Source organism: Acinetobacter sp. CIP 51.11, from assembly GCF_000369665.1.
GTDB lineage: Bacteria > Pseudomonadota > Gammaproteobacteria > Pseudomonadales > Moraxellaceae > Acinetobacter > Acinetobacter lwoffii_S.
In genome coordinates this window covers 566,083-581,951 of sequence record NZ_KB850128.1, presented here as the reverse complement: position 1 = coordinate 581,951, position 15,869 = coordinate 566,083, and the positions used below count along the sequence as shown (strand labels likewise).

Annotated in this window: 12 protein-coding genes; 5 read left to right on the top strand and 7 right to left on the bottom strand. The window is 44.7% G+C overall.

Annotation, left to right across the window (positions count from 1 at the left end):
* Positions 1-82: 82 nt before the first annotated feature.
* From F894_RS03000 to F894_RS02975, 6 genes are all read right to left on the bottom strand, one after another.
* Positions 83-1,222 (bottom strand): glycerate kinase, encoded by a 1,140-nt coding sequence (locus F894_RS03000; protein WP_005245926.1) that lies wholly within the window; start codon positions 1,220-1,222, stop codon positions 83-85.
* A 65-nt stretch (positions 1,223-1,287) separates the two neighbouring features.
* Positions 1,288-2,043: a hypothetical protein gene (locus tag F894_RS02995; RefSeq protein WP_005245925.1), complete on the bottom strand. Its 756-nt coding sequence runs from the start codon at positions 2,041-2,043 to the stop codon at positions 1,288-1,290.
* A gap of 95 nt (positions 2,044-2,138) precedes the next feature.
* Positions 2,139-4,781: a type I DNA topoisomerase gene (gene topA / locus F894_RS02990; RefSeq protein ID WP_005245924.1), complete on the bottom strand. Its 2,643-nt coding sequence runs from the start codon at positions 4,779-4,781 to the stop codon at positions 2,139-2,141.
* Positions 4,782-4,811: 30 nt separating this feature from the next.
* The gene (locus F894_RS02985; protein ID WP_004278475.1) at positions 4,812-5,261 is read right to left on the bottom strand and encodes a hypothetical protein; all 450 of its coding nucleotides are present in this window, start codon (positions 5,259-5,261) and stop codon (positions 4,812-4,814) included.
* A 70-nt stretch (positions 5,262-5,331) separates the two neighbouring features.
* Positions 5,332-6,336: a hypothetical protein gene (locus F894_RS02980; RefSeq protein ID WP_005245923.1), complete on the bottom strand. Its 1,005-nt coding sequence runs from the start codon at positions 6,334-6,336 to the stop codon at positions 5,332-5,334.
* 367 nt (positions 6,337-6,703) lie between these two features.
* Positions 6,704-6,949, bottom strand: coding sequence for a SlyX family protein (locus F894_RS02975; protein WP_004278477.1), 246 nt, complete (start codon positions 6,947-6,949; stop codon positions 6,704-6,706).
* A 33-nt stretch (positions 6,950-6,982) separates the two neighbouring features.
* Here F894_RS02975 and F894_RS02970 point away from each other — a divergent pair, with 33 nt between their 5' ends.
* Entirely contained in the window at positions 6,983-8,887 is a 1,905-nt protein-coding gene (locus F894_RS02970; RefSeq protein ID WP_005245922.1) for an ATP-binding cassette domain-containing protein, read from the top strand.
* Between the two features lie 107 nt (positions 8,888-8,994).
* Positions 8,995-9,930 (top strand): LpxL/LpxP family acyltransferase, encoded by a 936-nt coding sequence (locus F894_RS02965; protein WP_005245921.1) that lies wholly within the window; start codon positions 8,995-8,997, stop codon positions 9,928-9,930.
* Positions 9,931-10,253: 323 nt separating this feature from the next.
* Here the strand turns inward: F894_RS02965 and F894_RS02960 are convergent, their stop codons facing one another.
* Positions 10,254-11,384: an endonuclease/exonuclease/phosphatase family protein gene (locus F894_RS02960; protein WP_005245920.1), complete on the bottom strand. Its 1,131-nt coding sequence runs from the start codon at positions 11,382-11,384 to the stop codon at positions 10,254-10,256.
* A 188-nt stretch (positions 11,385-11,572) separates the two neighbouring features.
* Here F894_RS02960 and asd point away from each other — a divergent pair, with 188 nt between their 5' ends.
* From asd to F894_RS02945, 3 genes are all read left to right on the top strand, one after another.
* Positions 11,573-12,691, top strand: a complete 1,119-nt coding sequence (gene asd / locus F894_RS02955) for an aspartate-semialdehyde dehydrogenase (RefSeq protein ID WP_005245919.1) — start codon at positions 11,573-11,575, stop codon at positions 12,689-12,691.
* Positions 12,692-12,811: 120 nt separating this feature from the next.
* The gene (locus tag F894_RS02950; protein ID WP_005245918.1) at positions 12,812-14,398 is read left to right on the top strand and encodes a FimV/HubP-related protein; all 1,587 of its coding nucleotides are present in this window, start codon (positions 12,812-12,814) and stop codon (positions 14,396-14,398) included.
* Between the two features lie 66 nt (positions 14,399-14,464).
* Entirely contained in the window at positions 14,465-15,850 is a 1,386-nt protein-coding gene (locus F894_RS02945) for a type IV pilus assembly protein FimV (protein WP_005245917.1), read from the top strand.
* Positions 15,851-15,869: the final 19 nt, after the last annotated feature.

Genomic DNA, 15,869 nt, shown 5'->3' with positions numbered 1-15,869 from the left:
CCTGACACTGTCTCCAATTTTATTTCTTGATTTATTACCTGATAATGAAGCGTGCTAGATTGCAGGAGAGAGGGAAATACTTTCACTCTGTCAAAAGATTTTTAACTATCTCAGCGACAGCTTTCTCCAAGTTCATTTCTGCATTTTTTAAGGCTTCTTCTAAAGGACAATCTGGCGGATTAATACCAATAATCTGGCTAAATCCTGACTCAAACAGATCCTCAATTCCTTCACCGATTAGACCCGCAAAAGCGATTACCGGTTTATTGAAGTGTTTTGCAACCTGCGCCACACCAAATGGCGTTTTGCCAAATTTGGTTTGAAAATCAATTTTACCTTCCCCGGTAAACACATGATCTGCTTGCGCTATTTTCTCGTTGAGTTGAACCTGTTCAATCATCAGCTCTACACCTGATCGAATGGAAGCAGCAGTGAATGCTATTAAACCAAAACCCAATCCACCGGCAGCGCCCGCACCTGCCACATGACGATAATCACAGCCAATCTGCTGAGCAACCACATCGGCGAAATGACAGAGGTTTTGATCCAACTGCTTGACCATTTCAGGCGTTGCACCTTTTTGTGGTCCAAAGATTATCGATGCACCATTTGGTCCACACAGTGGATTGTTGACATCCGATGCAATGATTATTTCAGTATCTGCTAAACGTGGATCAAGTTCGGATAAATCCATTGATTTGACCAGATCTAAGTTTCCACCACAGACCTGAATTGACTCACTCTTATAATTTAGAAACCGCACACCCAGTGCTTGCGCCATACCAGCACCTGCATCATTGGTAATACTGCCACCGAGCCCAATGATGATTTTTTTCACATCCAAATCCAATGCTTGTTTGATCATTTCTCCTGTGCCATAAGTTGAAGTGAGCATCGGATTACGCTGTGAAGGCTTCAATAAATGAATGCCATTGGCCTTGGCCATTTCAATCACAGCAGTTTGACCTGCATCAATCAAACCCCAATAGGTCTGAATACGTTGCTCAGGCAGTGGTCCGGTCACTTCACATGCAATACTTTGCCCCTTTAAACTTGAAATCAATGCATCGACCGTGCCTTCACCACCATCAGCCATTGGCACATGAATAATGTGGGCATCCGGAATGACGTTCTGAATACCGCGTTGCATGGCCTGACAAGCCTGCGCAGCAGACATGCTTTCTTTAAACGAGTCAGGAGCAAGCACAAAGGTGAGCGGCATGGTGTGATCTTTTATCCACAAATGAAGTCTAAATTGTGGATAAATCCAGCAGTATCCACAAGTCTTTATTTCCAGCCCAGTTCAATTGCAGTTATCTCATTAATCAAGGTTTGATTTAAAGATTCTGGCATTTTACTGGTGGTTTGAGACAGTGGAATATGTCCTGCCATCAGCTCCGCCTTGGCTTGCGGAAATAAGGGTTGCTGATCTGGAAATGCATAACCCAGCGGATAAATCGGTTGGCCTGTCGCTAAATCATATTTATCCGAGGCGCCAAAGGCATGCAGTAATTCATGCACCAATACAATTTTATTCTGTTCAGTCTGTTGCTTGGATGCAAATAGATTCACCGAACCAATCCGGCCTTTTTGCAAGGCGGTTGAATGCTTTAATTGCTTGGTCTGCGCAGGATCATAGTAATTTAAAAATAAAGTCACATTGGCTGAAGGGTCTGAACTCTGTCGCTGTTTCCAAGCATAGAACCGGAATTTTAAACTCCATAAAACTGTATCGATGAGCGAGTCTTGCTCAGGGACTTTGGGTGGTAGAACTTGAAGCTCACGGCCTAAATTAAAATAAAAATAAGTCGGCTGTCCACGATACTGCTGAGCTGCTTTTTCCAGATATTCCCGTGCTCCATTCAGGTCCTGAGCTGACAGTTGCTGGATATATTGCTGTGTGGTCGGTAATCCATCGGCATTAATCGGATGCAGCAACACAATAATCGGCTTTGACCAGTTCTGGTTTTGATCACGATAGGCATTGACTGCGACAATCAATAAGATGATTAATAAAATCAGAATCCGAATCTTTTTCCACATGGCCCCAAATCAACCTTGATTATTGTTTTTAAAATGAAGATACATCATAAATAAAAAATGCCGACTTTCGTCAGCATTTTTTTGAATCTTAGAGTTTAGGCTTCAACCCATTTTCCGTCCTGATAAACCAGAGACCATTTGGTTTGCTTGCCTTCTGCAGTTTCCGAACCAATATATTGTGACTGGTTCTTACGGCTAAATTTTACCAGAGTTGGATTCCCTTCCGGGTCCACATCAGGTGCCTGCAAGATAAACTGATACTTTGGATCAAGCTGGTCGGCAACAGAACGAATCTCGGCCACTTTCGGTGCACGGGTTTCACGCACTTTCGGGAACTTGCTTGCCGCCAGGAATAAACCGGCTGCACCGTCACGCAGTACAAAGAAATCGTCATGCTTGGCAGAACGTAAATGCTCCATCTTGATCGGATCCACACGTGGAGGCGCAGGCTGACCGCTCTTTAAGACTTTACGGGTATTGTCACAGCTGGTACAGGCAAAATACGGACCAAAACGACCCGTCTTCAGCTGCATTTCACCATCACACTTGTCGCATGGGATACTCGGGCCATCATAGCCTTTAATTTTGAACTCACCTTCTTCAAGTTCAAAACCACTACAGTCCGGGTTATTCCCACAGATATGCAGTTTACGGCCGCCATCAATCACATAGCTGTCCATGGCAGTTTCACAGATCGGACAACGCTTCTTCGACATCAGGTCAGCAGTTTCCGCAGCCTCATCATCAGACAATGCAGCCAGAGACTCAACTGGTGTCAGGTTCAAGGTTCCTTTACAACGCTCTTTCGGCGGTAGGTTATAGCCTGAACAACCCAAGAATACGCCTGTGGTTCCGGTACGAATCTGCATTGGACGGTCACATTCTTTACAGTGTACTGCATCCACTTCTACAGGCTGATTGCGGCGCATACCGTTCTCACCCTGCGCCGTAGTCAAACGTTGCTTAAAATCGCCATAGAAGCTGTCTAATAACTCTTTCCAGTTACGCTCACCATCTGCTACTTTATCCAGCTGACCTTCAAGATCTGCGGTAAAGGCATAGTTCATCAGATTACTAAAATTTTCATCCAGACGATCGGTAACGATCTCACCCATCTTCTCGGCATAGAGACGACGGTTATCCAGTTTCACATAACCACGATCCTGAATGGTCGAGATAATCGCAGCATAGGTCGATGGACGGCCAATGCCTTTTTTCTCGAGTTCTTTCACCAGTGAGGCTTCAGTAAAACGTGCCGGTGGCTTGGTGAAATGTTGAGATGGATCAAGTTTCTCAAGTTTAAGCACTTCACCGACTTTGACCGCAGGCAGTAAAATATCGTCATCGGCTTTATTGGCACCACGCACGCGGGTAAAGCCATCAAAGACCAAGGTACGGCCTTTGGCTTTCAGTTCTACGCCATTGGCATCCACCAAAATGGTAGAAGACAGATATTCTGCCGGAGTCATCTGACAAGCAACAAACTGGCGCCAGATCAGGTCATACAGACGCTGTGCATCACGCTCAACACCCACCAGACTGTCGCCTTTTAAGCCAACCATAGATGGACGAATCGCCTCATGCGCTTCTTGCGCACCGGCTTTATTGCCATAACGGTTCGGCTTGGCAGGCAAATACTTCTCGCCAAACTCGGATTCGATATGACCACGCACCATATTCACCGCATCATCACTCAAGAAGGTCGAGTCGGTACGCATATAGGTAATGAAGCCGGCTTCATACAGACGCTGCGCCAGCATCATGGTTTTCTTCACAGAAAAACCGAGACGGGTACTGGCTGCCTGTTGTAGCGTTGACGTGATATACGGCGCACTTGGATTAACCTTGGTTGGCTTATCTTCACGTGCAGAAACCGTATAATCCGCATCTTTGATCAGGTTTAATAAGGCATCAGTTTCGGCTTTGTTGCGCACCTTGAGCGTCTTGCCATTTTGCTTGACCGCTTCGAGACGAATATCATCTTTTTTCGATTTGGTATCGGCAAACACCTGCCAGTATTCTTCAGGAATGAAGGCACGAATTTCACGTTCACGCTCGACCACCAGCTTCACTGCAACCGACTGTACACGACCGGCCGACAGACCACGGGCAATCTTTTCCCAAAGCAATGGCGAAATCATAAAGCCCACGACACGATCCAGGAAACGGCGTGCCTGCTGTGCATTGACTTTATTGGTATCCAGACGTGACGGATGCTTAAAGGCATCCTGAATCGCGTTTTTGGTAATTTCGTTGAAGACCACACGCTGATAACGCGAATCATCACCACCGATGACTTCTTTTAAATGCCAGGCAATCGCCTCTCCTTCCCTGTCCATATCCGTTGCCAGATAGACTTCATCGACTTGCGATGCCAGTTTTTTCAGTTCGGCAACCACATGTTCTTTGCCAGGAAGGACTTCGTATTTGGCTTTCCAGTCATGTTCCGGATCGACACCCATGCGGTTAATCAACGCATTCTGTGATTTTTCAGCTTTTTCTGCATCCGTCAGTTTGGTACGTGTCGCCGGTTTTTTCTCTGTCGATTTTGCAGAACCGCCTGTCGGCAAGTCACGCACATGACCCACTGATGATTTTACGATGTAGTTCGGACCAAGGTACTTATTGATTGTTTTCGCTTTTGCAGGCGACTCCACAATCACTAGGGCACGCTTGCTTCCAGCGTCGGGAGACTTCGCTGTGCTGCTTTTTGATGTGGACCGAGGAGCGTTCGCCATAATTAACCGTTAATCCTGTTTATTTCTAAATTAAAGTTCAGCCAAAGCGTGTAACAGCGCTTTGATGTCGTCGAGTTGGGTCGCTCTTAAATCAGCTTCTTCATCCCAATACACGCCGACACAGTTGGCCTGCATATCAATAGCATAAATGCCTTTTAATGCAATGGGAAAATCTTTAAATTTCTCATCACCCTGCACGATTTCGAGTTTATTATCGACAACACGGGCGCGCATCAAGGGCAAACGCGCATCTGGCATCAGCACACTGTAGTACGCGACCATACTGGCACGACTTTCAGTCGCCTTCGGGATTTTGGTCCAGTCCGGTGCCACCACCAGACGTGGATGCAAACCCATTTTACGGGCTTTATCACGCATCAGCCCCAAGGCTTTTTCTCGGGGACTTACACGTAACCCGAAAATCGACCCTATGACGAAAATGATGATGACCACCGTCACCCAGATTCCAGTGTTTTCCATAGTTCAACCTTTATGTTCTATTATTAGAGTTGCATAAGCACAATATAAAACGCAAGTTTGCACGATAAAATTAATTCAGGAACATTTCATGACTATATAAAATTTCGTGACCATTCCAGTAAATATAACCTTTCTCGATCAGCTCTTTCAGCAGCAAGCGAATGTCCGATTTTGGAAATAACTGTTCCAGTAAATCACGCAGCTCATAAATGTCTTTGGGTTTATCGCCCTGCAATTCACGCAGTTTACGCGCCACTTCCAGTTGTACCGGATCGATCCGGCCAAAGTTCTTGAACAGGTCTTGCTGTGCCGACTGGATTGGTGACTTGAGTATTTCAGATTCAACTGGAGCTTCATCTGCCTTCAGTTGGGAAATGACCTGATCCAGTTTCGGATTTTCAACCGGGTTTTGCTCATCCAGATTGAGTTGCAGCCATTGTTTCAGGACTTTTTTGCGGAAGCTGATTTGCTCATCATAGCGTTTGACGATTTTCAGGTTAATCAACATGCCGACCACATGCTGAGCTTTTACCGGCATCACTTGCAGAATATTCGCCACTGAGTTTTTTAGGGTTTCCACCGTATTCGGTTTGCCGCTCATTTTCCCTAACGCATCACAGTATTTTTTCACCAGTTGCAAGGCAGGTTTGTTCTTGATGGTATCCAGACTCGGAAGATGATTTTTAGGTTGATCTGTTGGAATGTGTGTCTCATCAGGCTGAATCTGAATCAGGTGACACGTAATATCAGAAGTTTGCAGCATCTGCTGCAACATCTCGCAGGTGTCCATCGCCGAGATCAATTCAACCTCGGTTTCCGGCTCCAGTAGCGCCATAAGCTGACCGACAATAACCGCATATTCATATTCTTTTTGTGGCGATTCAGGCGTATCCAGTACCACCACCTGACCACTGCTAATCCAGCCGGCAAACTCGGTTAAATCCTCTAAAGAGAATTCAAATTTTCCAGCACAGCTAAACAGATATAAAGTCGAATAATGCGCCACAATCTCACGCATTAACTTGGCTGTAGGGAAATTATTTTCGAGGTCGAGTAGAACAACTTTTGGGTGCATGGGACGCAATTCCGGAATGTACCTGAGAGCCGGTATTAGAGTAGGAAGTGAGTGAAAGGTCAAATAATTTTACGGTTGAATGGGTGCAGGCCTGTTTCGGCAGAGATCCAAACTGCATTTTATGAAATACCTGCAAGAAATCTGTTTACGAGCGCGAATATTTGTTTTCAGCAGGAAAACTCTTTTAAACTTGATGATCGCGCTGCGCTTTATTACTTTTATATGCGTGTTTAAGGCAATTTAAAAGCCCATTCAAAACAAAAATATTTCTCTTTTTATCACCTTATAGATTGGTTCATTTTTATTTTTCAATAAAAAACCCTTAGATTACCTAAGGGTCATTGTTGATTAAATCATTGGTTGCAAATTAATAATGTGGTGGGCGATCTGCAACCGGATCAAATTCTGCAATGCCTTCAGACAGGTCGGAGGACTCAACACGTTGATATAACAGCGTCATTTGCTTTTTCAGATCAGCAATTTCCAGGGTCTGTTTGGCCACCTGATCATTCAACTGTTCAACTAAATCGTCTAAAAATGCAATTCGCACTTGCAAATCTTCAATGGGTGCGGAAAATGACGCCTGATCATTTAGATTTTGTTGTTTAGTCATTTAAAGTCCTCATTGGGGATTTCAGGAAACATTATGGCCTATATTACCCTTAGGGATGTCCAACTTGCGTTTGGTGGACCCGCCCTGCTCGACGGCGCGAATTTTAACTTGGAACGCGGCGAACGAGTGTGTTTGATTGGCCGTAATGGTGAGGGTAAGTCTACCTTACTTAAGCTAATTGAAGGAAGTTTACTGCCTGACAACGGCGAAGTTTCATTACAAAACGGCATTACTATTTCCATGCTGGCGCAAGATGTACCGATGGATTCAGGCAAAGTGGCTGATATCGTGGCAGATGGCGCTGGTGAAGCATCGGAAGTGTTGCGTGCTTATCATGCTGCCAGTGAAGCCTGTGTACTAGGTGACATGGATGCCTGTGATCGTATGGGCAACCTGCAACACAAAATGGATCAGCTGGATGGATGGGCGCTGGAAACCAAGGTCAATTCGATTTTAAGCAAAATGGGGCTGGACCCGGATGCAGATCTTGCCGATTTGTCTGGTGGTCGTAAACGTCGTGTCTTGCTGGCACGTGCTTTACTTACCCAGCCTGATGTACTGTTACTCGATGAACCGACGAACCATTTAGACGTTGAAAGTATCGAATGGCTGGAAAAATTCCTGCTCGATCAGAATAATTTAACCCTATTGTTCATTTCGCATGACCGTGCCTTTGTCGATAGCATTGCCACCCGTATTGTCGAGCTGGATCGTGGTCAACTGCGTAGTTATGAAGGTAACTATTCACGTTATCTAGACCTGAAAGCCCAGCAAATGGAAGCTGAAGAAAAGCAAAATGCGCTCTTCGATAAAAAGCTGGCTGAAGAAGAAGTCTGGATCCGTCAAGGCATTAAAGCCCGTCGTACCCGTAACGAAGGCCGTGTCCGCGCCCTGAAAGCATTGCGTGAAGAATCTAAAGCACGTCGTTCACAGCAAGGTAAAGTGACGATGGCGACTCAGGATGCCAACCGTTCCGGTAAACTGGTGTTTGAAATCGAGAACCTGAGTGTGAAATTCGGTGACAATGCACCGATCATCAATAATTTTTCTGCACTGGTCCTCCGTGGCGACCGTATCGGTCTGGTCGGTGATAACGGTGTCGGTAAAACTACGCTGATTAAAGCCATTCTGGGCGAGCTAGAACATGGCGGTACGGTGAAGACCGGTACGCAGTTAGAAGTGGCCTATTTTGACCAGCTCCGTAATGCACTGGATCTGGAAAAATCTGTTAAAGATAACGTTTCCGAAGGTTCTGACCACGTCGATGTGAATGGCAACCGCCGTCATATCTATAGCTATTTACAAGATTTCCTGTTCTCGCCGGAGCGTGCACGTACCCCAGTCAAAGCTTTGTCGGGTGGTGAACGCAATCGTATCCTGCTAGCGAAACTGTTGCTGAAACCATCGAACCTGATTGTGATGGATGAGCCAACCAACGACCTGGACATGGTGACTTTAGAGTTACTGGAAGAAATGCTGGGCGGCTACAAAGGCACTCTGCTGTTGATCTCGCATGACCGGGCCTTTATGGACAACGTGGTGACATCCACTTGGGTCTTTGATGGTAAGGGCAATATCGACGAATATGTCGGTGGTTATCAGGATTATCTAGAACAGCGTCCGGATCAAACCGTGGTTGATCAAAAAAGTGCTGTGAAAAAAGCCATGGCCAAAGCAGAAGCCGAGACTGCGCCGGTCGCTGCCAAAAAAGTTAAGCTTAGCTACAAGGACCAGCGCGCACTCGAGCAACTTCCTGCTGAGATGGAAGCGCTGGAAAAAGAGCAGGCCGAGATCAATGCACAACTGGCTGATGGTTCTTTATTTGTGACTGATTCTGATAAAGCACTGAAACTTTCTAACCGTTTATCTGAAATTGATGAGCTGTTACTGGAAAAATTAGAGCGCTGGGAAGAGCTGGACAATCTAAGTAACGGCTAAATATTCCCCGAGCTTTTACTCAAGCATCTGTATTCGTACAGATGCTTTTTTATTTCAATAATCTTCTCTGTTAGACTGCACTTAATCTTTTGGCCCTATATTGTTTTATGAGTACTCAGCCTGCATATCAACCCGGTGAATTTCAATGGTCATTCCTGTTACCTCAATACTGGGGCAAATGGCTGGGCATTATTTTCCTGATGATTCTGGCGATCTTACCTTGGGCTATTCAGCATCGTCTAGCGTCCCTGCTGGGCCAGCTTTCTTTCAAATATCTAAAATCACGTCGTGAAACCACACTTCGCAATCTGGAAGTCTGTTTTCCCGAATGGTCTAAAGAGCAAGTACAGGACAATGCCCGTCAGGTATTTATCGATCAAATGCTGGGTGTGTTTGAGACGCTAAATGCCTGGTACAGTCCGAAATGGTTTCAGGGTCGCGTCAGTATTGAAGGGCTGGAACATATTCAAAAGGCACAAGCCGCAGGCCAAGGTATGCTTTTATTAGGCACGCATTCAACCTTGCTGGATGCAGGTGGCTACCTGTGCGCACAGTATTTTGACCCGGATGTGGTGTATCGTCCGCAGAATAATCCGCTTTTGGACATGCTGATTTACCGTTGTCGTGCCACAATTTATGCCAACCAGATTGATCATGATGATATGCGTGGCTTGGTACGCAATCTAAAAAATGGCCATGCAATCTGGTACAGTCCGGATCAGGATTATGGTTTAAAACAAGGCGTGATGGCACCATTTTTTGGTGTGCCTGCGGCGACTGTAACCGCACATCGTCGTTTACTAAAAATGACCAAAGCGGCTGCAATTCCTTTATATTTCTACCGTCATGGCGATATTAATAATCCGCGCTACCATGTGCTGATTGAACCAGCACTGGAAAATTTTCCTGGTGAAAATGAAGTCGAAGATGCCACCCGCGTGAATCTGGTAATCGAGCAGCAGTTACGCATTGCACCGACCCAATATATGTGGTTCCACCGCCGTTTTAAGACTCGCCCTGAAGGTTATAAATCAATTTACTAAATCAATTTGATCACGGAATTTGAAGGGCTATAGCTTAAAATCATGTTTAAGTAATTGAAATAATTTAACCCGAGCTCTACATCCTGTAAAACTCGGGTTAATGAGGTTGTGCTTTCACATATTATAATTCGTTCTGCTTTTTTGTGATGTCCCTTTCAGCATCATATCCATGATGTTTTCATTCAGCTTCGTCTTCCTTATGAGAATATCCTTTCTCGACTCCCTGTGCTGATAAACCTAGAATACCCAGATTTCCAACCCCTGCCCATTCGCAAGAAGCGGAAACTGTTGTAAGCAATATCGTACACTTTTCTTTTAAAAAGCTAAGAGATTTTGCCCCCTTCTTTATATGCCATAGCAACTTCATCAGTGACTATTTTTTCCTCTTTCTCTGCTTTCTGAATGCCTTCTTCAATAGCTTTTTGTGCTTCTTGCTCATCTTCATCAGTTTGTTCTAATTCTTCCTGAATATGCTCGAATACCCGACCGGTTTGTAAAACCAGAAAGACCGGAAAATGGTCAGAGCCTACATGCGGTAAACGTTCCATATGTACCAAGGCAAAATCGGTACTGTGAAAGACGTGATCCAGCGACCAGCGAAAAAAAGGATAATCTGCGTGAAAAGTATTCACATAATGACGCCCTACCCGCGGATCTAGCAGCCCACTAATGCGTTGAAACAGGCGTGTGGTACGTGACCAGGCCACGTCATTCAGATCGCCCATGACGATACAGCTTTCATCCAGATCTTTAATCTGATCACCGACAATCAGCAGTTCAGCATCACGCAAGGTAGAATCCTTGGCCTCGGTCGGACTGGGTGGTTTGGGATGCAGACAGTAGAGCTGTACCGGTTGTCCTGAGCGTAAAATCACCGTGGTATGAATGGAGGGAATTTCATCACTCAGAATAAATTTAACCTCAGTTTCACTCAGTTCGAGCTTGCTATATAGATGCATGCCATACAGATTATCCAAAGGCACAGGCACGCGATAAGGATAATCAGCTTCAATCACCGAGAGTGCATTTTGCCAGTTTTGATCGGTTTCCAGAGTCAAAACCAGATCTGGCTGATGAATCTGGATCTGCTCGATCAGTAAATGATATTTGGTATTGGTAGTAAGTACATTGGAAACGACCAGGGAAATCTGACGTTGCGGATCCAGCTGATCATGCTTGACCTGCTTGACCTGTTTTTTCCAGATAAAGGTATAGGGCAATACCATTTTCAACTGATAGGCCAAAGCTGCCATCAGACCGATAAAAAGCAGCTGATTCAACCAGTTCCAGGGATGATCAACCAGGAGAAAAAGAATAAAGGCGATAAAGCCCAATACCAGAATTTGTAATCGTGGAAAATCCGCACCCCGAATCCACCATTCATCGCGTGGTATCAGTGACCAAAAACTTAACCAAATGACAATGATTGCCAGAATTTGGATAACCCATATCATAAACTGCGCTCTTAATTAAGTTATTATTTTTTCTAAAAGAAAAATGACGTTATCAATTTTGTATGTATCATAAAGCAGATATTTCTCTCAAGAATATTGATGTTTTGATTGTGTAGCTCTTGCAGTTGAGTCCCTTTTTGGTACACTCGAATCCCTTTTGATTTTTTAACGCACCGAGGCAAAGTGACATGAAAGTAGGTCTGGTCGGTTGGCGCGGGATGGTTGGTTCCGTCCTTATGCAACGTATGGTTGAAGAGAATGATTTTGCTCATTTTGAGCCATTCTATTTCTCTACCAGTAATGCAGGCGGTGAAGCGCCGGCATTTGGCGGTAAGACCGCCCCAGCACTTATGGATGCATCAGACATTAACAGTCTGAAGCAAATGGATGTCATTATTACCTGTCAAGGTGGCGAATATACCTCTGAAGTTTTCCCGAAACTGAAAGCTGAAGGCTGGAACGGTTACTGGATTGATGCAGCATCGACCTTACGTATGGATGATGAAGCCATCATCGTACTTGATCCGGTGAACATGCATGTGATCAAAGACGGTCTGGTCAAAGGCACCAAGACTTTTGTCGGCGGTAATTGCACAGTTTCCTTGATGCTGATGGGCTTGGGCGGTCTGTTCCAGAACAATCTGGTGGAATGGGCAACTTCAATGACCTATCAGGCCGCTTCAGGTGCAGGCGCACAGAACATGCGTGAACTGATCAATGGTATGGGTTATTTATATAACAATACCAAAGAGTTGCTAGATGATCCGCGTTCTCCAATTCTGGATATCGACTCTAGAATTGCTGAATTACAACGTGGTGAAGGCTTCCCGTCTGCAAACTTTGGCGTACCTTTAGCTGGCTCACTCATTCCTTATATCGACAAGCAACTGGAAAGCGGCCAGTCGAAAGAAGAATGGAAAGGTCAGGTTGAAACCAACAAGATTCTGGGCAATCAGCAGATCGTACCGATTGATGGTCACTGCGTGCGTATTGGTGCCATGCGTTGTCACTCTCAGGCATTAACCCTGAAATTGAAAAAAGATGTACCTTTGGATGAAATCGAAGATATCATTGCACGTGCCAATGACTGGTCTAAAGTGGTTCCAAATACTCGTGAAGCATCCATGACTGATCTGACGCCTGTTGCTGTAACAGGTACTTTAAGCGTTCCAGTCGGCCGCCTGCGCAAGCTGAATATGGGTAAAGAATATCTGGGTGCGTTCACTGTAGGTGACCAGTTGCTTTGGGGTGCGGCCGAGCCGTTACGCCGTATGCTGCGTATTCTGATTGATTATAAAAATGCCTAATATCCTTTGGATATAAAGCCCAAAGCCGATCTTTATTGATCGGCTTTTTTATGTAACTATTGCGTAAGTATTTTACAAAAAACAAACATCCCGTTAATCTATAATTTTCGCTATGCGATAATGACTGAGCTCACGATTAAGATGACTGTATATAACAAATTAAAGCTTGCCATTTTAGCCATTGTCGCTTCACAAAACATTTATGCGATTAATGTAGATCCGGTTCAGATTCAGTCTGCCCCTGGGGAATTACTCTATGCAGAAATGACTTTTCGGCAGTCTAATATCAATTTGCCGATTGAAGTCAGTCTGGCTTCACCTGAAGATTTAATGTCAATTGGTGCATCGCATCAGCCGCCTGGTCATCTAAACTTTTTTACTCGGCGTAGCAATAATGGCACCGGGGTCATTACTATTACTTCTTCTCGACCAATGACAGAGCGCGAGCTGAATATTATTGTCAAAATCAAGGAAGGCAATGCCGCACGGCTGCAACATATTCGTACGCCCTTACAAGCTAAAACTGATTTATTAAAAGCCAGTCTCAAACAGAATGAACGCCCGCTTGCACCAGTTGTCGTCGTCAGTGAAAAAGATATTGCACTCAACTTACCCGTAAGTAGTCATTACAGTACAACAGCTTCCACAGCCTTAAATAAGCCACCGGCTCTAGAAAAGCCGTTGGCATTGCAACGTACAGCACCACCAACATTATCGAACACTTCTATTCCTAAAACTGCATTTGTGCCAGCTGTAATGACATCAAGTCCAGCGATTCAGGCTCAAGCGATTGCGCCTGTACTGAAAAGCGAGGCTGTAACTGCACCCGATACTCAAGCCCCAGATAAAACTGCAGCGGCGCTTTCAGATTCAGTAAAGACCTCACAAGCAACTCTTGCATCGCCTGCTCCTGCAGCAGCTTCGACTACAAACAAACCAGCTAGTACGATGCCAGCAAATCAAAGCGCATCAGCACCAAATAAAGCAGATGTGCAGAAAGCTGTAAAGTCCCATTCTGATCATCAAACTGCCTCTAGTGATCCATTGGTGAAGAAGTTTGCTGAGGAGCAAGCCAGAAAATCAACTGGATCAGCCAATCCGGTGAAAACTCCGGCTCCAGTGACTGCAAAAGCTCAACCAGTCAAAGTAGCTTCAAATCAAACTTCACCTACTTATGTCGTTCAATCCAATGAGTCACTGTGGGGGATTGCTTCACGAATTGCCGAACAGCAGCAGCGCCCGGTCAACGAAGTCATGCAGCAAATCAAAAAAGACAATGAGCATGCCTTTATCGGAGGAAATGCCGATCGTCTACGCAAGGGTGCTGCATTGAACTTAAATACGACTCATCCTACACCTGCGCCCATTAAAGTCACTGCAGCAAAGCAAACCGAGCTACCGTCTAAGCCTGCTGGCAAAACAAAATACCGTTTGAATCAGGCAGAAATGAGCCTGGTGGCTGAGAACCAGCACGATTCTGGGCAAGTTTCTGCAAACCAGAACACAGAACGCAATCAAACATCAAAGGAATTATCATTAAAAGTTATGACAGCCCGAGAAAAAACCGTTAAATTACAGAGAAACGTGACTGAATTAGAATTGGCACTCAATCAGAAGGATCACAGAATTCAGTTATTAAATGCGCGTCTGGCCCAGCTACAACAACAGCTCAAAGCCCAACAAGCAGATAAGAAGCCAATTAATTAAAAAGTTACACATGACGATTTATTGGGATAGGCGAATTTAAACTACTCTATCCCCAAGGGGTAAAACATGCTGATTTATGTGATTCCATTAGTGATATTGATCATCGTATTAATTGTCTTTAAAAAACGACAAGATGCTCAAGAATCAGATAAAGCAAAAACTAAAACGGTAAAAGCGAAAAAAACTGGCTCTGCTTCAAAAGCTGCCCCACAAAGAACCAAGGTAGTGGAGCCAGTCGGGCTCACAAAAAAATCAGCAACACCATTATCGGCAGAAACATGCAAGAAAATTGAAGGCCTAATTCAGGAACGTAATTTTTTTGCGGCCGAAGCACAGATTAACCAGGCACTGAATCGGGATAATTCCCAGCATGAACTCTATCTGCTGTTATTGGATATTCATATCTTACAGCAAGATGATTTTGCGATTACCCAACTGATTAATCATATTCGTGCTCTGAAAATCGATGAAATTCTCTCTCAGGCTGAAGAAAAAAGAAGCGCCTATGAAAGAGAAAAATCAGTTAAACCAGATCCAGTTTCTAAGTCTGTTGTTCCCGCATCGAATACAAGTGATTTTGATGAATTGAGTCTTACATCACTTCCTGTGGATACAAAAGCTGGTTTAGCATTCGAGCAACTACAACAAGAAAGTGCGCCAGTTAAAGAAGAACCAGCACCTCTTGAATTTAATTTTAAGCCGAGTGCTGCACCTGCCTCAACCAGCGCAACAAAGACTGAGCCTGAACAAGACAACAGTTTTGACTTTAATCCAAAGAGCAGCTTTTCTCAGAGTGTGCCGACTGAATCAGCACCATCAGTGGTTAATGAAGTTCAGTTTGACTTTGAATCTTTTAAAGTAGAGTCAACAACGTCAGAAATTTCTTCTGTAGCTTCTGATCGTCTAGAAACAGATTCTGGAAATAAAACGAATCTTAATCAGATTCCTGATCTTGATCTCAATTTAAGCACTAATAATGAACAGTTACCGGCTAGCGATGAAGAAATCAAGCCTCTAGATTTTTCATTCTCACTTGACATGCCTGTACTAGCAGCTGAAAAAACTACGGTGCCAGTGACTGAGTTTGATCTGTCTAGCTTGACAGCTGCAGCACCTGTGGCAGAGCCGGCTACACAAACCAATCTATCAGGCATGGATTTCAAATTAGATCATTTGGAAACCATGCCAGAAGCGCCTGCTGCAACAGTGATGAGTTTCGATCTTCCTGCTACGCCAGCTCAGGCAGCCGTAGACCAGCATGATCCACTCGTGCAATCTTTCCCGGAATTACTGGATGTTAATGAAGCAAGTCTCAATCTTGATCTTGCCCAGCAATATATTCAACTCGGTGCCTATGCCGCTGCGCGTGAAATTATTGCAGAACGAGAAGCCGAATATACTCCTGAGCAACAGCAACGCGCAGAGCAATTACTGAATCAAATCGCATCTTGATGCATTTCGATTTACACTA

Excerpts from the sequence above, each read along its gene's own strand:
- F894_RS03000 (WP_005245926.1), bottom strand. The coding sequence starts at position 1,222 with ATGCCGCTCACCTTTGTGCTTGCTCCTGACTCGTTTAAAGAAAGCATG.
- F894_RS02995 (WP_005245925.1), bottom strand. The coding sequence starts at position 2,043 with ATGTGGAAAAAGATTCGGATTCTGATTTTATTAATCATCTTATTGATT.
- topA (WP_005245924.1), bottom strand. The coding sequence starts at position 4,781 with ATGGCGAACGCTCCTCGGTCCACATCAAAAAGCAGCACAGCGAAGTCT.
- F894_RS02985 (WP_004278475.1), bottom strand. The coding sequence starts at position 5,261 with ATGGAAAACACTGGAATCTGGGTGACGGTGGTCATCATCATTTTCGTC.
- F894_RS02980 (WP_005245923.1), bottom strand. The coding sequence starts at position 6,336 with ATGCACCCAAAAGTTGTTCTACTCGACCTCGAAAATAATTTCCCTACA.
- F894_RS02975 (WP_004278477.1), bottom strand. The coding sequence starts at position 6,949 with ATGACTAAACAACAAAATCTAAATGATCAGGCGTCATTTTCCGCACCC.
- F894_RS02970 (WP_005245922.1), top strand. The coding sequence starts at position 6,983 with ATGGCCTATATTACCCTTAGGGATGTCCAACTTGCGTTTGGTGGACCC.
- F894_RS02965 (WP_005245921.1), top strand. The coding sequence starts at position 8,995 with ATGAGTACTCAGCCTGCATATCAACCCGGTGAATTTCAATGGTCATTC.
- F894_RS02960 (WP_005245920.1), bottom strand. The coding sequence starts at position 11,384 with ATGATATGGGTTATCCAAATTCTGGCAATCATTGTCATTTGGTTAAGT.
- asd (WP_005245919.1), top strand. The coding sequence starts at position 11,573 with ATGAAAGTAGGTCTGGTCGGTTGGCGCGGGATGGTTGGTTCCGTCCTT.
- F894_RS02950 (WP_005245918.1), top strand. The coding sequence starts at position 12,812 with ATGACTGAGCTCACGATTAAGATGACTGTATATAACAAATTAAAGCTT.
- F894_RS02945 (WP_005245917.1), top strand. The coding sequence starts at position 14,465 with ATGCTGATTTATGTGATTCCATTAGTGATATTGATCATCGTATTAATT.